Source organism: Colwellia sp. 12G3, from assembly GCF_002836775.1.
Classification (GTDB): Bacteria; Pseudomonadota; Gammaproteobacteria; order Enterobacterales; family Alteromonadaceae; genus Colwellia.
In genome coordinates, this window is the sequence record NZ_PJAQ01000068.1 from 138,181 (window position 1) to 155,795 (window position 17,615).

At 37.6% G+C, this 17,615-nt stretch carries 16 protein-coding genes; 5 read left to right on the forward strand and 11 right to left on the reverse strand.

Annotated features, from left to right (window positions below; all coding sequences use genetic code 11):
- Nucleotides 1-41: 41 nt before the first annotated feature.
- Nucleotides 42-1,265 carry a porin gene (locus tag CXF71_RS18185; RefSeq protein WP_157826790.1) on the forward strand — a complete coding sequence of 408 codons (1,224 nt, stop codon included), beginning with the start codon at nucleotides 42-44 and terminating at the stop codon, nucleotides 1,263-1,265.
- A 135-nt stretch (nucleotides 1,266-1,400) separates the two neighbouring features.
- Here CXF71_RS18185 and aqpZ read toward each other — a convergent pair whose 3' ends face one another.
- The 4 genes from aqpZ to yaaA all read right to left on the reverse strand — a co-directional run bounded on the left by aqpZ (nucleotide 1,401) and on the right by yaaA (nucleotide 5,382).
- Nucleotides 1,401-2,099: an aquaporin Z gene (gene aqpZ / locus CXF71_RS18190; RefSeq protein ID WP_101234356.1), complete on the reverse strand. Its 699-nt coding sequence runs from the start codon at nucleotides 2,097-2,099 to the stop codon at nucleotides 1,401-1,403.
- A gap of 104 nt (nucleotides 2,100-2,203) precedes the next feature.
- Entirely contained in the window at nucleotides 2,204-3,994 is a 1,791-nt protein-coding gene (locus tag CXF71_RS18195) for a TIGR03545 family protein (protein WP_101234357.1), read from the reverse strand.
- Nucleotides 3,994-4,527, reverse strand: a complete 534-nt coding sequence (locus tag CXF71_RS18200) for a DUF2062 domain-containing protein (protein ID WP_101234358.1) — start codon at nucleotides 4,525-4,527, stop codon at nucleotides 3,994-3,996. The genes CXF71_RS18195 and CXF71_RS18200 overlap by 1 nt, the downstream gene beginning before the upstream one ends.
- A 78-nt stretch (nucleotides 4,528-4,605) precedes the next feature.
- Nucleotides 4,606-5,382, reverse strand: coding sequence for a peroxide stress protein YaaA (yaaA, locus tag CXF71_RS18205; RefSeq protein WP_101234932.1), 777 nt, complete (start codon nucleotides 5,380-5,382; stop codon nucleotides 4,606-4,608).
- A gap of 266 nt (nucleotides 5,383-5,648) precedes the next feature.
- Here yaaA and tal point away from each other — a divergent pair, with 266 nt between their 5' ends.
- The 3 genes from tal (at nucleotide 5,649) to CXF71_RS18220 (ending at nucleotide 7,922) form a co-directional block, all read left to right on the forward strand.
- Nucleotides 5,649-6,611 carry a transaldolase gene (gene tal / locus CXF71_RS18210; RefSeq protein WP_101234359.1) on the forward strand — a complete coding sequence of 321 codons (963 nt, stop codon included), beginning with the start codon at nucleotides 5,649-5,651 and terminating at the stop codon, nucleotides 6,609-6,611.
- A gap of 175 nt (nucleotides 6,612-6,786) precedes the next feature.
- Nucleotides 6,787-6,960, forward strand: a complete 174-nt coding sequence (locus CXF71_RS18215) for a DUF3545 family protein (RefSeq protein WP_101234360.1) — start codon at nucleotides 6,787-6,789, stop codon at nucleotides 6,958-6,960.
- Between the two features lie 158 nt (nucleotides 6,961-7,118).
- Nucleotides 7,119-7,922, forward strand: a complete 804-nt coding sequence (locus tag CXF71_RS18220) for an alpha/beta fold hydrolase (protein ID WP_101234361.1) — start codon at nucleotides 7,119-7,121, stop codon at nucleotides 7,920-7,922.
- 89 nt (nucleotides 7,923-8,011) lie between these two features.
- Here CXF71_RS18220 and CXF71_RS18225 read toward each other — a convergent pair whose 3' ends face one another.
- From CXF71_RS18225 to CXF71_RS18235, 3 genes are all read right to left on the reverse strand, one after another.
- The gene (locus CXF71_RS18225; protein ID WP_101234362.1) at nucleotides 8,012-8,803 is read right to left on the reverse strand and encodes a hypothetical protein; all 792 of its coding nucleotides are present in this window, start codon (nucleotides 8,801-8,803) and stop codon (nucleotides 8,012-8,014) included.
- A 380-nt stretch (nucleotides 8,804-9,183) separates the two neighbouring features.
- Nucleotides 9,184-10,482: a phosphopyruvate hydratase gene (gene eno, locus CXF71_RS18230; protein WP_101234363.1), complete on the reverse strand. Its 1,299-nt coding sequence runs from the start codon at nucleotides 10,480-10,482 to the stop codon at nucleotides 9,184-9,186.
- A gap of 166 nt (nucleotides 10,483-10,648) precedes the next feature.
- Nucleotides 10,649-12,277 (reverse strand): CTP synthase, encoded by a 1,629-nt coding sequence (locus CXF71_RS18235; protein ID WP_101234364.1) that lies wholly within the window; start codon nucleotides 12,275-12,277, stop codon nucleotides 10,649-10,651.
- 353 nt (nucleotides 12,278-12,630) lie between these two features.
- Here CXF71_RS18235 and CXF71_RS18240 point away from each other — a divergent pair, with 353 nt between their 5' ends.
- On the forward strand, nucleotides 12,631-13,227 hold the full coding sequence (locus tag CXF71_RS18240; RefSeq protein WP_101234933.1) for a DUF4202 domain-containing protein: 597 nt from the start codon (nucleotides 12,631-12,633) through the stop codon (nucleotides 13,225-13,227).
- A gap of 75 nt (nucleotides 13,228-13,302) precedes the next feature.
- Here CXF71_RS18240 and CXF71_RS18245 read toward each other — a convergent pair whose 3' ends face one another.
- The 4 genes from CXF71_RS18245 to relA form a co-directional block, all read right to left on the reverse strand.
- Nucleotides 13,303-13,755 (reverse strand): YbaN family protein, encoded by a 453-nt coding sequence (locus tag CXF71_RS18245; protein WP_232771544.1) that lies wholly within the window; start codon nucleotides 13,753-13,755, stop codon nucleotides 13,303-13,305.
- 25 nt (nucleotides 13,756-13,780) lie between these two features.
- Nucleotides 13,781-14,380 (reverse strand): RNA methyltransferase, encoded by a 600-nt coding sequence (locus tag CXF71_RS18250; protein ID WP_198559912.1) that lies wholly within the window; start codon nucleotides 14,378-14,380, stop codon nucleotides 13,781-13,783.
- A gap of 44 nt (nucleotides 14,381-14,424) precedes the next feature.
- A complete protein-coding gene (gene mazG, locus CXF71_RS18255) occupies nucleotides 14,425-15,270 on the reverse strand; it encodes a nucleoside triphosphate pyrophosphohydrolase (RefSeq protein WP_101234366.1) in 846 nt (281 codons plus the stop codon).
- A 67-nt stretch (nucleotides 15,271-15,337) separates the two neighbouring features.
- A complete protein-coding gene (relA, locus tag CXF71_RS18260) occupies nucleotides 15,338-17,551 on the reverse strand; it encodes a GTP diphosphokinase (protein WP_101234367.1) in 2,214 nt (737 codons plus the stop codon).
- Nucleotides 17,552-17,615 lie beyond the last annotated feature (64 nt).

Below are 17,615 nucleotides of genomic sequence, written 5' to 3' on the forward strand. Positions count from 1 at the left end.
TAGCCTAAAATTGGGTCTTCAACTTTATGATAGTAATTAATATGAAAAATCATACATTAACTAATAAAACATCCGCACGTGTAAAAACAGTTCTTGCACTTGCTGTGGCCACTTCTCTTAGTACTTCATTCGCTCACGCACAAGCAACTGCAAATGAAGAAAATGAAATAAGCACTCAAAATCAAAACACAGTAGTAAGCCAACATACTGAAAGCAGTGTTGATGATGCTTGGAGTTTTGCTGATTTATATGACAATGAACAAGGTGATTACTTAAAGTTATCAGGCCGATTACAGCTAGACTCTGCTTGGGTTGATAGCGATCAAGGTGATTTTAACGATACTGCATGGCGTCGTTTTCGCTTTGGTTTTAAAGGTAAGTATGGTGACTTAAAAGTCGCTCTAGAAGCTGATGTTAATTTAAATGATTCACTAGACGATGCTTATAATCGTCTAACCGATGCTAACGTTAGCTGGTCGTTAGATAAAGACACTGAACTTAAGTTCTTAAAACAATCTACTGGTTTTACCTTAGATGGTAAAACATCTTCAAAGAAACTACTTACCCCTCAACGAAATAACCTTACCAATAACTTATGGTTTACCTCTGAGTATTTTACTGGTGTTAGCGTTAAAAGTAAGTTGGCTGATGATTGGTCGTATAAAACTGGACTATTTTCTAGCGATGGCTCTGATGAAATATCGATTAGCGATGCCAGTTACTTCGCGATGTTTTCAACGGCTAAGAAATTAGCAAAAAATAGTCTTTGGGATAAAGGTGAGATAAGTTTTGATTATGTTTATAACGATACTCACGAAGATGGTAATACCCGTGACTTCTCCCAAATAATTAGTACTTCTAGTAAGTTTAAACAAAATGACTGGGGTTTACTCAGTGATATATCTTGGGGTAAAGGTGATTTAGGACAAAGTGATATTTTTGGTGTTGTTGTTATGCCTACGTATCAACAAAATGAAAAAATTCAGTGGGTTGCTCGTTACACCTACTTAAGTAGTTCAGAAGATAACGGCGTTCGTTTAGGCCGTTATGAAAGCAAAGTCGTTGATGAACATGGTCAAAGCAGCGTAGCTGGTGAGCGTGGCGATAAGTACCAAGAAGTTTATGCGGGTGTTAACTGGTTCGTAAACGACCACAAATTAAAGCTTCAAGCTGGCTTACAATATGCAAAAATGGATGATAACGCCAATGATGGTGGCGCATTTGATGGTTGGAGTTTCACTGTAGCTATGCGTAGTTACTGGTAAAGATTCTAATAACATCGAAAGTACAAAGACCGGTTTGCTTTGCGCAGCCCGGTCTTTTTTTATAGTTAACATTTACTCAAGTATTAATAGTTGGTTAAGTAAATGCTCAACGCAATAACCTATTGGCATACTCAGTTAACTCGCGTCTTGTTCTTCTTTAGCCACTAAGCGGTATAACTTTGCGCCAACAAAGCCACCCACAATAGGAGCAACCCAGAACAACCATAATTGTGCCACAGCCCAATCACCAACATATAAAGCAACACCCGTACTACGTGCTGGATTTACTGAAGTATTTGTTACCGGAATACTGATCAAATGAATTAATGTTAAACACAAACCAATCGCGATAGGTGCTAAACCTGCGGGTGCACGTTTGTCTGTTGCCCCCATAATGACAAAAATAAACATCATAGTTAACACTACCTCAGCGACAAGCGCAGCGGTCATAGAATAACCGCCAGGCGAATGCTCACCAAAACCATTAGAAGCAAAGCCTGCAGATAAATCAAAACCTGGTTGTCCACTCGCGATAAGATATAAAGCACCGCCGCCAAGAATAGCACCAACAACTTGTGCAATGATATAAGGCGTCAGTTCATTAGCAGGAAAACGTCCTCCTGCCCATAATCCTACCGATACGGCGGGGTTTAAATGACAACCTGAAATATGGCCTATCGCATAAGCCATAGTTAGTACCGTTAAACCAAAGGCGAATGATACACCGAGTAAGCCAATACCTACGTCAGGGAATCCTGCCGCTAATACTGCGCTACCACACCCCCCAAGTACCAACCAAAAAGTGCCAATACATTCTGCAATATATTTATTCATTGTTATTCCCTTAGCTGTTAATAAAATTATATTCACGTGCATTAATTCATAAGTAGAAAATCGCGTTAAAATGTTTTTTTGTTTGAACGCTTAATGCTCCCTACTTAACCAAATAAGTCGCCCAGTTTATTTTTCAACTTATCTTTGGCTTTATCTTCTAGTTTTTTCTGTTGTTGTTTAACAATATCTGAATTCTTTAAATCATCTAGTGCTTTATCGGTATCTGTTAATAACGCTTCAAGGTCAAGTAACTCTGCTGTTTGACTATCACCTAACTTTAAGGCATTAGCCAGTTTTTCATTTAAGCCTTTACTTACTTTTTGTTTAAATTCATCTAATTTTCCTGCAACTTGTTGCTTAAAAGCGCCTGTTAATGCGTCATTTAAAGACGATGCAATAGTAAAGTTTGGCTTGTTAAGCTCCCCACTTACGCCAACATCAACCGTTAAACTATCTAAAGACTTAATGGTATCAAGTAATAACTTAGTGATTTTAGATTGAGCTTCACCTTGATAACTCGCTTGATTAAGTGAGAAGTGATTAGTCGCATCAACTTCGCTATTGATCAAATTAAAGCTACCTTTACCGTCAAGTTGTGCAGAGCTAAGTGATAACGTTAACGCGGTGGTTTTCGTTAATTGCGTATTCGATAACGTTCTATCATTCACAAGCCATTCGCCATCAGCATTAAAATCACCTGATTGTGTTAAGTTAAATTTACTGTTTAGCTTAAGTTCACCATTATCTATTGAACTAATATTGATAAGGCTATCTTTACCTCTAAGCCAATGTTGATGAGTTAACTCACTACCTGTTATCGTTACTTCCCCTTGTTCAAGTTGAACTGAGAATAATGCCTTTTTGATTAATACCGATGGTAACGGAGTGTCTTCTTTGAAATAAATAAAACGTCCCTTAGCATGAGACTTCACTTCACTGACAGTACCATCACTTTTCATATTTGCCATAAAAGGAGAAACTTTATCATAAGCCCATTGCGCCTTTTGCACATACTCTCTTGCTTGTTCGCCAAAGATAATATGAGCAAAGTATTCCGTATCAATGCTGTCCAGTTGATAGGTTTTTTCTATTTGCTGCCAATCTTTAGTCGGAGCGCCTTTTAGTTCATCAACTTGCTTTGCTAATAAGTTTTTACTGGCTAATACCTGTTCTTTAGCTTTTTTAACTAATGCCTGTTCTGCTTTAAACTCAGTTTTAATTTTTTCAAATTCAGTTTTTATTTTTTCTATGTCAGCTAATGAATTCACTTTCATCTTACCCAACGCTTTTACTTTATCTTGGTAAGACTTCAATTTAGCTTTGTTAGGTAATTGAGTTTTTAACGCTTTAAGTTTCGCTTGCTCTACAGTATAACTTTCTTGTAATTGAGTAGTCGCTTTAACCGTTAGCAAGTTACTGTCATTAAGCAATGTTTTGACATCAGGCAACTTCATATCTACTTCGGGTAGCATTGCCTTTGCTTGGTCAGATAAGCTTTCTTCTGCTTTATCGCTTGCTTCATCATTATAATAAACGTTACCGGCTTTAGATCTAACACTAGAAAAGGCAAGTTGGCTTACTTCAAGTTCTTCTATAATAATTTTACCGAATAGATATTGCCAAATATCCACAGCGGCAGTAGCTCGCTCAAAACTAAATAAGTTCTGTGTCGGGGTGTCCTTGTCAGTAACTTGCAAACCTAAAACACTAATTTTTAAAGGCGAGTATGCTAACTTTACTTCAGCAACATTCACTTCAGCACCAAAAGCACTTTCAGCAGAACTAACAATCGCTGTTTTAACTAAGCTTTCTGCAAAAAAATACAATAAGCCAACGACTAGCGCAGTTAAAATAACAAAAGCCATTATGCCTTGCCAACGAATAAAACGAGCCATTACAGACCTCCTTTGGTTAGGCTAGATTCACCTGAGAAACTGGTATATAAGCTATAAAACTTAGAGGCTTTTAGTGCTTTGACAATTCTAAATTTCTCAAAGAATGTCATGATATGCACTCGATACTTCTCAATAATTAACTTGCTGATAAAATATATTGGCGCACATAAGACAACGCCTAAAACAAATGCACCTAATATATAGGTGTGATGCCAATGTGCTAATTTAAACAAGCTGAGTTGATATAATGAGGTAAAAAAATCAGTCAGGCCTGGCTGGGTAAGTATGGACTCACCTACTTGAACAATTATTGGAGATAATAAATAACTCAGCCCTGAAAAGAAGCCAACTGCAAGAATAAAGCTACCTAAATGCACACGAATAATTAGCACAAAAAATATTATGACAATATTGTGTAACGTTAAGATTGGCGATAAACCTACGATAAAGCCTAACGCAATGGCTAACGCTATTTGTCTGATAGAACTGTCACTGTTTAAGGCATGAAATAGCTTTGCTAGTAAAGTTAACATGTCACCTCCTGTTAAAATGTTTAAAATTTCTGATAATCAAAACCATCAAACTAAATTGACTATTGGTTAAGTTGCTTATTATTCGCTTTCTTTACGCGTAAAAACCCAATCATTGTCTTTAGACATAGCTTCGCTATATTGATAACCCGCCAAATCAAATGCCTTTATTTGCTCAATAGAGGTTAGCTTATTTTGAATGATGTAGCGCGCCATAAGACCGCGTGCTTTTTTAGCAAAAAAACTTATGATTTTATATTGACCATTTTTCCAGTCTTTAAATACTGGTGTAATAATAGTGGCCTTCAACGACTTTGTCTTTACAGATTTAAAATACTCAGTTGAGGCAAGGTTAATGAGCACATCATCATTTAATTCATTTAACGTTTTATTAAGTTCATTTGTTATGATATCACCCCAGAATTGGTATAAATTATCGCCACGACTATTACTCAGTTTACAGCCCATTTCTAAGCGATATGCTTGCATTAAATCAAGGGGTTTTAGTAATCCATATAAACCTGATAAAATTCTAAAATGTTGTTGAGCATAATCAAAGTCTTCATCGCTAAAGGATTGTGCGTCAAGTCCGGTGTATACATCGCCGTTAAAGCTTAATATAGCTTGCCTGGCATTATCTTGGGTAAAAGGTGTTGACCACTCCCCAAAACGTGCAGCATTTAATCCGGCCAGTTTATCACTGAGTTTCATTAAGCTAGCAATATCGCTTGGTGAAAGCTTAATGCAGTCATCCATCAATAATTGGCTTTGCTCTAATAAGTTAGGTTGACTAAATTTATCTGTAGCTAGTGAGGATTCAAAATCTAATTTTTTCGCTGGTGAAACAACAAGTAACATATTTTTAAGCCGATTTTTGTTAGTACTTAATAACACATAATATATCATAAGGTTTGAGCAAGTTGACAGTGTTTAATCCATGGCAATATATGGCTAATTAATCACGTTTGGCGTAACTTACAAACAAATACACAATATATTGCTAAAAATACCGCAATAAAGGGTGCTTTTTTATTTTTATGTTGTAATATTTCACCAGCTACGTTCATTATCGAATTTAGAAATGACCCGCAATCAAATTTCCAGAATAATACTAAGGTAACGCCATGACAAATTCTTCATCACAGCTTGCACAATTAAAACAAATGACCACGGTTGTGGCTGACACAGGTGACATTGAAGCGATAGCAAAATTTCAGCCTCAAGATGCTACAACCAATCCTTCGCTTTTATTAAAAGCCGCTTCGATAGCTAACTATCAAGGGCTAGTTAAAGACTCTGTTGCTTGGGCAAAAACACAGTCAACTAGTGCTGAACAACAAGTTATTGATGCTGCAGATAAGCTGTCAGTATTAATTGGTCTAGAAATTCTAAAAATTGTCCCTGGCCGTATCTCTACTGAAGTTGATGCGCGATTATCTTTTGATACTGAGGCATCAATTACTAAGGCGCATAAACTAATCGCTATGTATCACGAAGCAGGTATTAGTAATGATCGAATACTGATTAAACTTGCTTCTACTTGGGAAGGCATTAAAGCGGCAGAGCAACTTGAACAAGAAGGCATTAATTGTAACCTAACTTTACTCTTTAGCTTTGCACAAGCACGTGCCTGTGCTGAAGCTGGCGTTTATTTAATTTCTCCGTTTGTCGGTCGTATTCTTGACTGGCACAAAAAAGATAGTGGTCGTAATGACTATGCAAGTTTTGAAGACCCTGGTGTTGTCTCAGTAACGAGTATTTATAACTATTATAAACAACAAGGCTTTAATACCGTAGTGATGGGCGCAAGCTTCAGAAATATTGGTGAAATCCTTGAGTTAGCGGGTTGTGATCGTTTAACCATCAGCCCACAATTGATGGATGAATTAGCCAATAGTACTGACACTGTTGTGCAGAAGCTAACGACTTGTGAAGCAACAGCAGAAAAAGAAGCCGTGTTAAGCCAAGCACAATTTCGCTGGTTGATGAATGAAGATGCGATGGCAACCGAGAAACTTGCTGAAGGTATTCGTAACTTTGCAATTGATCAAGTCAAACTTGAGAAACAATTAGCTGAAATGCTCTAGTAGATACTCTCTATATTTCGAACAAATAATGACTATTTAAAGCGCATGTTTTATAAAAAACATGCGCTTTTTCGTTTTCATGACTAAAAAACTGTGGTAGAAATAGTACTAAGCCTAACGGCTTATAGAAAAGGCATTTGTTTTTCGATGTGATGGTAAAAATAAGGGGCACTTAATGGATAAGATAAACCAAGTTTTAAAATCAACAAGTCAAATAGCACATAAACGCGCAACATCAACAACTAAAAGAAAATGGCGAGAAATTGAATCAATTCGAGATAAATTTCAGCTAGAAAAAGATCTGCGCATGTACGAAGACTCATTAGAGCATATGTTAGAAGAGTTTTAGCCTGATAAATAGGTCAGTAAAAACCACGTAAAACACAAAAGCCCAGTATACTGGGCTTTTTTATGGCTAGAATTTGCTCGCTATAAAATAAGTAACTTGTTGACAAAATTCAAACACCCGTTTAAATTTTATTTACAGTTTTATCTATAAACAAACCTATGCCAAAAAATGTAATCAATTTTGCCCACGCAAATGGTTTTCCTACGGGAAGCTATCAAACATTATTTAATTATCTGCCTGACAATACCCAAGTTATCGCATTAGATAAATATGGACATGATCCGAAAAAGCCCGTTAACCATAATTGGCAAGCGCAAGTTGAAGAGCTAATAACTTATGTTGAGGGGCAACAAGTTGATAGTAATAAAGTCATTTGCCTTGGTCACTCATTTGGCGGCGTAATATCTTTTATTGCCTGCTGTCAGAGACCTGACTTATTCAAAGGCCTTATTATGCTAGATCCGCCAGCACTTAGTGGAGTTGGCGCATTAGCGGCGAGGTTATTGAAGAAAACAAAATGGATAGATAAATTTAGCCCCGCAGGTAGAGCTCAAAATCGCCGCAGTCATTGGCCTTTAGGCTCTGATATTGCATCAAGCTTTGCTCGAAGAAAGCTTTTCAGACCATTTGATAGTCGTTGTTTAGGCGATTATATAACCTATGGTATTTGTGAGCGTAATAATCAATTAGAGTTAGTATTTGATGCCCAAGTTGAAGCGGATATTTTTAGGAATATTCCGTCAAACTTACCCAGTTATAAAAATAAATTAACCGTACCTGCAGCTTTGGTTTACGGAGAGACAACCGATGTTTTCCCCCACCATATTTTTCGTAAGTTTATAAAATTGAATAAGCACATAAAACTAAAGACAGTTACCGGAGGCCATATGTTCCCCCTCGAAAGTCCAAAGCAAACAGCTAAGTTAATCGCTGAAATTATAGAGGGTTTTCCTGATACTTAGCAATATAGTTTCGTTACTCAGTTGTATTGTATTTATAAAAAAGCGCGGTTACAACCACGCTTTCGCATTCAAAAAGACTTACAAACTATCTAATATGGCTTATAAGAAATTACGATAAATGTTGTATCTTGTTGTGCAACTTTCAAACTATAAGTTTCAATATGCGGAATAAAATACAATGGTAAGTTTTCTGTATCAAAGCTAAGTTTGGCCAAATCTTCAGGGATTTTATTCATCACATAATACACTCCCATATTATTCTTTATTTTAAAGTCAGGAAGTGAATTTTTATAAAATCCTACCACTTTTTCTACACTGTCTTTTGTAGTGAAAGTAGCCACAGGTAACGTTGTTTTACCCATACTATTTTGCATGCCACTGCTGTAATGAGAGGACATAGTACTTGGACTATAGACAGGTAAGCTGATTTTATCTTCAGTGCCTTCACTAGATTTTTTCATCAACGCAGCCATTTCTTCCATGCGTGCCATGCCTTCGGCCTGCTGTTTTGTTAATAGTGCTGCTCTTTCCTTTTCTGATAAGGCAGAGTAATCGACTGCTTCTTCCTGTTCGGCAACATCATCATCTGGAATGCATGAATCGAACTTAGCTTTTGATATGCCAAGTATTTCTGGTGCTAACTCCTCAATGCAATTCCCCTCCAGACCGTCTTTAGGAATACAAGCTTCTACCGTTTTTGTATACGCTTTGATAAAATTTGTTTCTGTTACGCCTAAACAGTTACTCAAACTGTCTAGTTGAACCGTTTGCTTCATCATATTAACGACCATTTCTACCATTGCATCGTTTTTATCTGCTTTGGCTGTTACTGAGAAGCTAAGTAGTGCTGTTGTGACTATTATGGTGACTAGTTTTTTCATTAGTTTTAAATTCCATTTAAAAGTGTGTTTGACTTACTTTTAGTAAGCAGTTGTACAAGTGTTTTTAAATTTTCAGGGGGAATATAACAATGTTTATTTCTTTAGGAAAGTCCATACCTTTTAATAGATAAAAATCTGTAGCCTTACGTTCGTATATGATTGCGATAAAATTTAGACATAAAAAAGCACAGTTGCCTATAGAGGGTCAACCGTGCTTTATTTATCTTCCAGTGTGAACTATGAACTAATTCGCACTTGAAAGTATAATAAGGTAAGACTGAAGCTAATGGTTAAAAGAACAAGGCGCTTGCACGGAGCTGACGTTAGTCAGTGAGTACATGCAACGAAGTTATTTTAACCAGAAGCAAAGGTATTAATTATTATTGACCTTTAACTTCTGACAAGCCATTAAATATAGCTTTATCACCTAAGAACTCTTCGATGCGTAGAAGTTGGTTGTACTTAGAAACACGGTCAGAACGACATAAAGAACCGGTCTTAATTTGACCAGCAGCAGTACCTACCGCTAAATCAGCGATTGTTGCATCTTCTGTCTCGCCGCTACGGTGAGAGATTACAGCAGTAAAGCCAGCATCTTTAGCCATTTTGATCGCGGCTAATGTTTCAGTTAGTGTACCAATTTGGTTAAATTTGATTAAGATAGAGTTACCAATACCGTTTTCAATACCACGTGCTAAAATCTTAGTGTTTGTAACGAATAAATCATCACCAACGATTTGAACTTTATCACCAAGTAAATCAGTTTGGTATTTGAAACCATCCCAATCTGACTCGTCTAAGCCATCTTCAATTGACACGATTGGGTATTCTTCACAAAGTGTTGCTAAGAAGTCAGAAAATTCGTTCGCTGTAAATTGCTTGCCTTCGCCTTTAAGGTCATATATACCTTTGTCTGCATCGTAAAACTCAGAAGCAGCACAATCCATAGCTAAAGTTACATCTTTACCTAATTCGTAACCCGCAGCTGCAACAGCCTCTTTTATTACCGCTAGTGCATCAGCATTTGATGCTAAATCAGGGGCAAAGCCACCTTCATCGCCAACAGCTGTATTTAAACCTTTTGCTGATAACACTTTTTTAAGTGCATGGAAAATTTCAGCACCCATACGTAAAGCTTCACGGAAACTTTTAGCGCCAACAGGTTGAATCATAAATTCTTGGATATCAACATTGTTATCCGCATGTTCACCACCGTTGATGATGTTCATCATTGGTAATGGTAATGAGTAAACACCTGGCGTGCCATTTAAGTCAGCGATGTGTTCGAATAACTGCACGCCTTTATCTGCGGCAGCAGCTTTAGCAACAGCTAATGAAACAGCAAGAATTGCGTTAGCGCCAAATTGTTCTTTATTTTCTGTGCCATCTAAATCGATCATGATTTGATCAATGTTAGCTTGCTCTAAAGCACTTTGACCGATCAGAGCTGCTTGAATGTTAACGTTTATTGCTGCAACAGCTTTTAGGACGCCTTTACCTAAATAACGTGCTTTGTCACCGTCACGTAATTCTAATGCTTCACGTGAGCCTGTTGATGCACCTGAAGGAGCTGCCGCACGACCAAAGGCGCCTGATTCTAGATATACATCGGCTTCAACTGTTGGGTTACCACGAGAATCCATGATTTCACGTGCTAAAATCTTGCTAATTTTTGACATTATCATTCCTACTAATTTTTATGACGCCCAAACAAAGTGTTGAGCAATAAAGGTAATTTTTAATTTTTCTGTGGCTACAGCTAATTATAAATGCGTAGCCTAATATTATTCTTAAACTTAAAGCAAAAACCGTAGCAATAGCTACGGTTTTATATGGTGTTTTCGGTTAGCTTTTTTGCAGTTTAAAACTAGTTGCAATAAAGCTTTCGAATAACGGGTGACCATCACGTGGAGTAGAATTAAACTCTGGATGGAATTGACCCGCAATAAACCATGGGTGATCCGCTATTTCAATCACCTCAACTAAACTTTTATCTGACGATAAACCCGAGAAAATCAAACCAGCTTTGGTTAATTGTTCTCGGTAGTTATTATTTACCTCAAAACGATGACGGTGTCTCTCATTGATTGTTTCACTACCATATACGTCGCAAGCCTTGGTACCTTTCACCAAGTGACACAGTTGTGAACCTAAACGCATAGTTCCACCTAAATCTGACTTCTCATTTCGGTACTCAACTTGTCCTTCTTCGTCTAACCATTCACTGATTAAACCAACCACTGGATGTGGAGTTTCACTATTAAATTCAGTACTATGCGCATCCGTTAACCCAGCAACATTACGAGCAAACTCAATTAGTGCTACTTGCATGCCTAAACAAATACCTAAATAAGGTATTTTGTTTTCACGCGCATATTGTGCCGTTAAAATTTTACCTTCAACACCACGTTCGCCAAAACCACCTGGAACTAAAATAGCATCAAGGTCAGCTAAAATTTCAATGCCTTTGACTTCTACATCCTGCGAGTCGATGTATTTTATATTAACAGTGACTTGATTTTTAAGGCCTGCGTGTTTTAAGGCTTCGTTTACAGATTTGTATGCATCAGGTAATTCAGTATATTTACCAACCATACCAATAGTGACTTCTCCAATAGGATTTGCTTCATGGTAAAGCACTTCTTCCCATTCAGTTAAGTCTGCTTCTGGTACGTCTAAACCAAAGCGCTTAACAACTATTTCGTCGGTACCTTGTGCTTTAAGTAAAGCAGGGATTTTATAAATACTGTCCACATCACGCATTGATACAACCGCTTTCTCTTCAACATTAGTGAAGAGAGAAATTTTAGCGCGTTCTGCGTTAGGAATAGCTCTGTCTGAACGACACACTAAAATGTCAGGCAAAATACCAATAGAACGTAAATCTTTTACTGAATGTTGTGTTGGCTTAGTTTTGATTTCACCCGCAGCAGCTAGGTAAGGCACTAAGGTAAGATGCATAAACATAGCGCGATCACGACCAACTTCTAATGCCAATTGACGAATAGCTTCTAAGAAAGGCTGTGATTCCATATCACCAACCGTACCACCTATTTCTACCATGGCTATGTCGTACCCTTCAGCACCTTCAATAACACGACGTTTAATATCGTTAGTTATGTGAGGAATAACCTGAATGGTTGCGCCTAAGAATTCACCTTTACGTTCTCGTGCTAAAACATCTTGGTAAATTCGACCTGTGGTAAAGTTATTACGCTTAGTCATTTTGGTGCGAATAAAACGCTCATAATGGCCTAAATCGAGGTCGGTTTCTGCGCCATCTTCGGTAACAAAAACTTCGCCATGTTGTATAGGGCTCATGGTACCTGGATCAACGTTAATATACGGATCAAGTTTTAGCATGGTAACTTTTAAACCACGTGCTTCAAGAATTGCTGCCAATGAGGCTGCGGCAATGCCTTTACCAAGAGACGATACTACACCGCCAGTTACAAAAATATATCTAGTTGTCATGTTTACACCGATGTCAGAAAAAACAGAATTTTGTGCTTAATTTGTTAATATTTATAAACTTTATTTCAAACTTACTTTTATATATGACGTTATATTTATGTATTAAAGAAAACTTAAACACAGTATTAACGTAAATATTAAGTAGTAGAAGTAGGAGTTTTGTCAAACAAGCAGGACGGGAAAGTATTATACTTAAAAGCTCAACGAACAACAATAACAACAAGCCATCACAGCTATAAAATTGTCTGTTTATTATTATTTTCTGCTCTGATTTAATCAGGTCTGATTCTTTTTTTATTCGTTGCACGTATAATGATGCTACTTTCCCTACTTAAACCATGATTTATTTTAAAATGACTATAGAAAATTTAAACAATACTTTATCCGCCATTGACGAAATTAATCGCCAAGATCCGAATACAATATTATCTAACGGTAATAGCCAAGCAAAGGAATTGGTTTACGGGCAACAAATGACTGAGTGCTTAAAACAATATTGGCCTGAGGCAAACGAGTTATTACAAATTGCCGTTCGAGCGCAACATATTAAACGTTGGCAATTAAAGCGTACTGAGTTTAGCGACGGAAAAGCAGGATACTATCAATGGAGAATTGCACAGGGTAAGTTTCATGCTGAGCTAACGGCAAGCATTATGCTTGCTCAAGGTTACACTACCGCTCAATCAGAGCAATGTGCTGCGATTATCAGAAAAGAAAATTTGAGTACCAATAGTGATAGCCAAACTTTAGAAGATGTTGCCTGTTTAGTTTTTCTGATGCATTACTTTAATGAGTTTGCCGCTAAATATACCAAACAAGATAATGAAGCGAAAATTGTTCGTATTGTGCAATTAACATGGAAGAAAATGTCAGAACAAGCTCATGATATTGCTTTAGGTTTAACACTACCTGAACATTTAGCTGTAATTGTGACTAAAGCACTCGCTTAAGTTGCTTTGGAACCGAGTACAGTATGCTCTTTATAAGTAAAGACATACTGAATAACTCGGTTATCTGCTTTGTGATTATCTACTCTCGGGTAAACGTGCTACAAAAATAAATGGTCCAATAATCAATGCGACTACAAGTGCAGTTAATAACATACTCTGCAGCATAAAAGCTGACCAGCATACTGAAAGAATCATCATGAATAAGGCGATGCGTTTAGCTTTTTTTGGGATACTACGATATTTTTGCCAATCATGAATCATTGGCCCAAAGGTTTTATTTGCCAGTAATTTTTGTTGCATGCGCGGTGAAGATTTAGCAAAACAGGCCGCCGCCATGATGAGAAAAACAGTGGTTGGTAACACTGGTAATATCGCACCCAATATAGCTAAACCGACACAAAATAGTCCAGTGATGTTCAACAGTAGAACCTTCACTTTACTCTGTACAGAGGGTGACACAGGACAGGAACTGATGTTTATTTTTGCATCTATGGTTACTTCTCGCTCAGTACTAATCATTCTTTCCATATATGATTACTCACCCTTAAGGTAGTTAATTGCCGATGTTAGTTTTAACTTTTGATGTGTTATTCGTATCACGACTTTTTCGAATCAAGGCATTGTCCGCTAACATTGAGTTTTTCTGATTAGTCAAAGATTTTGCTAATCTGTCATAGAGTAAAACATTAACCGTTGCCGCTAGATTCATACATCCCACAGTTGGTATATAAACCACGTCATCCGCTATATCAATGACGTCTTGTTTTACCGAACTATCTTCAGGGCCAAAAATATAAACAGCCTCAAGTGGATGAACAAAATGTGGCAGCGGCGTTGCGCCTTCCACTAAGTCTACACAAATTATTTTAGCAGACGATGGAATACTTTCCAGTGAGTCTTTAATACTTATAAAACTTTCTACCTGCAATAACGGGATTTTATCTTGCATGTTGAAGGTATCAGTTTGTAATGTGCGTTTATGATACTTGGCAGCTTGTGCATACCGATTACCGTTATAAATAATTTGATCCGCTTGATAACAACCTGCTGCGCGCATTACTGAACCAACATTAGTTGGGGTTTTTGGGTTAGTTAGCGCGATGGTAACGTGAGCTTTAGTTATAGTGCTTTTTTTAGTCATATTTTCGGTCATATTTTATGTCTTATTTCTAGGTATAAATGTATCGAGGACACATCCTAACCTTGCTTTTCTTGGATTTTAACTTGCTGCCAATAGTTTTCTAACTCAGCTAAGTCATGTTCAGTAAACGTTTTACCTGATTTATTTACTTGTTCTTCAACGCCAACGAAGCGCCGGCTAAATTTTTTATTCGCCTGACGAAGCAGTGTTTCTGGGTCTTCTTTGGCATGACGACATAAATTTACTACCGCAAACATTAAGTCACCTAATTCTTCGGCTAGCGCTTTTTTATCAAGTGAGTCAGCTTCTAACTCATCCTTAACTTCTTGTACTTCTTCTTCAATTTTAGCGAAGACATCTGTCATGTTATCCCAATCAAAGCCGACATGAGAACAGCGCTTTTGAATTTTTGCGGCTTGAGATAAAGCGGGTAAATTTTTAGGAATGTCTGCCAATATGCTTAAATGATTCAAATCACTCGAGCCCTCAATAATCCCGTTTTTCTGCTGGTTTTTCTGTTGTCTTTCTAGCGTCTTTTCATTTTCCCAATTGGCTTTAATTTCTTCATCTGTTTGCAAACTTGCCTGAGCGAATACGTGAGGGTGACGTCGGATAAGTTTTTCACAAATTGCAGCGATTACGCTATCAAAGTCAAAGTGCTGTTGTTCTTTACCCAGTTGGCTATAAAAAATCACCTGAAAGAGTAAGTCGCCAAGTTCCTTCTCAAGCTCGACAAAGTCGCCTTGTTCGATGGCATCGACGACCTCATAAGCTTCTTCTAAAGTGTGACTTGTTATAGAAGCAAAATCCTGTTTAATATCCCACGGACATCCCGTTTCAGGGTCACGTAACTCAGACATAATCCAACGTAGTTTGGTTATTGAAGCTTGTTCATTTAGCATTATAATTACTTCTTTTTTTACTTATTATCATTTTCAGGCGCCTGGATATTTATATTTAAGAGGTAAACTAAATCCGTTTTACCTGAGTAACATCATCTAATTGGCGTAATTTGTCTAAAACACGCGTTAACAACTCACTACTGGCGACTTCTAACTTTAGGTTCATGCTCACTGTTTGTTTAGTTTTATCCGTATTACTATCCATGCCAACAATACTGACTCTTTCGTTAGCAATGATGGTAGAAATATCGCGTAACAAACCTTGTCTATCACTGCCAATTATTTGAGCTGAAGCTTGATAGCTTTGCTTATTCTCACTGCCCCATTGCACTTCAACTAAACGTTCGGGTTGTAAATTAAGTGCATTGGCCAATTGTTCACAATCTTCTCTATGTACTGAAATCCCACGTCCTTGGGTGATAAAACCCGAGATAGTATCCCCCGGTACTGGTTGGCAACATTTAGCCATATGCGTAAGCAAGTTACCAACACCAGAAACAGTAATGCCGTTATCGTCTTGCACTAAAGCTTTATTCGTTGAGCTTTGCTTAACTAAACTTTGCGGATCTATTTCAGCGGGTGGTTTTAGCTTACTATCAAGTTGGGTAAAGTGATTAATAACTTGCTGTAATCGTGCATTACCCGTTCCTATCGCAGCATAAAGGTCATCAACCGTTTTCATATTGAAACGTTTTGCTGCCGCTAATAAGTCTATCGTTGCTATGTCATGCTTAGCTATTTCACTCTCAAATAGCTCTTTGCCTTGGGCAATATATTTATCTCTATCAAGTAATTTAAAAAAATGCTGAACTTTAGCACGAGCACGTGAAGAGTAAATATAGTTCAAATTAGGGTTAAGCCAGTCTCGGCTCGGATTAGGTTGCTTACTTGTGAGTACTTCTACTTGATCACCCGTTTGTAGCTGGTGAGTAAAAGGAACAATTTTTCCAAACACTTTAGCACCAATACAGCAATGGCCAACATTAGAGTGAATGTAATAGGCAAAATCTAAGGGCGTTGAGCCCATAGGTAAATCGATAACATCGCCACTTGGGGTGAATACATAAATACGATCTTCAAATACCTGACTTCGTAATTCATCAAGTAATTCCCCACTTTCAGCGACATCATCTTGCCACTGTAATATTTTTCTTAACCAGCCAATTTTATCATCAAAGCTATTACTTTTGCCGCTAGCATGACCTTCTTTATAACGCCAATGCGCCGCGACACCAAGCTCAGCATCATCATCCATTTGCTTGGTTCTAATTTGTACCTCAACCGATTTCCCTTCTGGCCCTAGGACCACGGTATGTATAGATTGGTAACCATTAGCTTTTGGCGTTGCTATATAATCTGAAAACTCTTTGGCAATATGCTGCCACTCGGTATGGACAATACCCAAGGCAGAATAACAATCTTGCACTCTTTCGACCACTACACGGACTGCTCGAACATCAAACAACTGTTCAAAATCAAGTGACTTTTGCTGCATCTTCTTCCAGATGCTATAGATGTGTTTAGGGCGACCATAAACTTCGCCATTGATGGCCAAAGCATTAAGTTCACTATCTAAGTGACCCACAAAACTGGCCATGTATTGCTCTCGTTCTAGCCGAGTTTCATCCAAAAGCTTGGCAATCTTTTTATAGACCTGCGGGTGAAGATATCGAAATGAAATATCTTCCAGTTCCCATTTTAATTGACCTATACCTAAACGATTCGCTAGCGGTGCGTAGATATTCGCGCTCTCTTTTGCTACCAGCACACGAGTTTCTTCATCACTATTTTTCTTTTCACGTAAGTCACATAAGCGCTCAGCTAACTTGATCACTACCGCACGTACGTCATCCACCATCGCCAGTAACATACGACGAATATTATCTATATTTTGTGGATCTTGGCCATTTGACTGATTACTTTGTTGACGCAAGGCTTTAATAGCAGCCATCTGTTCAACACCTTGGCAAAGCATAAGGATATCTTTAGAAAACTGCTCTTTGACAAATTCAATGTCGATAATACCGTCAGCTAATAATGGTGCTATAAAAGCAGCGACTAACGAATCAGCATCGAGATTTAAGCCACTTAAAATTTCAACCATTTCCATGCTTTTGTTAAGTAACTCGAGCTTTTCTGCACCTTCCTGCTGATAACAGTTGGACACCTGTAACCATAAAGCTGACAGAGCCTTGGTTTTAACATCGGTTAACTTCAAGTCTGTTAACCATTGTTCAAAACTTTGCACTGTTATCTGATGTGATTTACGTACGGAAACCATGGTTATCTCTTTATTATTTGGAAAGGTAGCTTATCTATTACTTATAAGTAGTTGACTGATACTT

Excerpts from the sequence above, each read along its gene's own strand:
- yaaA (WP_101234932.1), bottom strand. The coding sequence starts at position 5,382 with ATGTTACTTGTTGTTTCACCAGCGAAAAAATTAGATTTTGAATCCTCA.
- eno (WP_101234363.1), bottom strand. The coding sequence starts at position 10,482 with ATGTCAAAAATTAGCAAGATTTTAGCACGTGAAATCATGGATTCTCGT.
- CXF71_RS18245 (WP_232771544.1), bottom strand. The coding sequence starts at position 13,755 with ATGGAAAGAATGATTAGTACTGAGCGAGAAGTAACCATAGATGCAAAA.
- CXF71_RS18240 (WP_101234933.1), top strand. The coding sequence starts at position 12,631 with ATGACTATAGAAAATTTAAACAATACTTTATCCGCCATTGACGAAATT.
- relA (WP_101234367.1), bottom strand. The coding sequence starts at position 17,551 with ATGGTTTCCGTACGTAAATCACATCAGATAACAGTGCAAAGTTTTGAA.
- aqpZ (WP_101234356.1), bottom strand. The coding sequence starts at position 2,099 with ATGAATAAATATATTGCAGAATGTATTGGCACTTTTTGGTTGGTACTT.
- CXF71_RS18225 (WP_101234362.1), bottom strand. The coding sequence starts at position 8,803 with ATGAAAAAACTAGTCACCATAATAGTCACAACAGCACTACTTAGCTTC.
- CXF71_RS18220 (WP_101234361.1), top strand. The coding sequence starts at position 7,119 with ATGCCAAAAAATGTAATCAATTTTGCCCACGCAAATGGTTTTCCTACG.
- tal (WP_101234359.1), top strand. The coding sequence starts at position 5,649 with ATGACAAATTCTTCATCACAGCTTGCACAATTAAAACAAATGACCACG.
- CXF71_RS18235 (WP_101234364.1), bottom strand. The coding sequence starts at position 12,277 with ATGACAACTAGATATATTTTTGTAACTGGCGGTGTAGTATCGTCTCTT.
- mazG (WP_101234366.1), bottom strand. The coding sequence starts at position 15,270 with ATGCTAAATGAACAAGCTTCAATAACCAAACTACGTTGGATTATGTCT.
- CXF71_RS18215 (WP_101234360.1), top strand. The coding sequence starts at position 6,787 with ATGGATAAGATAAACCAAGTTTTAAAATCAACAAGTCAAATAGCACAT.
- CXF71_RS18185 (WP_157826790.1), top strand. The coding sequence starts at position 42 with ATGAAAAATCATACATTAACTAATAAAACATCCGCACGTGTAAAAACA.
- CXF71_RS18250 (WP_198559912.1), bottom strand. The coding sequence starts at position 14,380 with ATGACCGAAAATATGACTAAAAAAAGCACTATAACTAAAGCTCACGTT.
- CXF71_RS18195 (WP_101234357.1), bottom strand. The coding sequence starts at position 3,994 with ATGGCTCGTTTTATTCGTTGGCAAGGCATAATGGCTTTTGTTATTTTA.
- CXF71_RS18200 (WP_101234358.1), bottom strand. The coding sequence starts at position 4,527 with ATGTTAACTTTACTAGCAAAGCTATTTCATGCCTTAAACAGTGACAGT.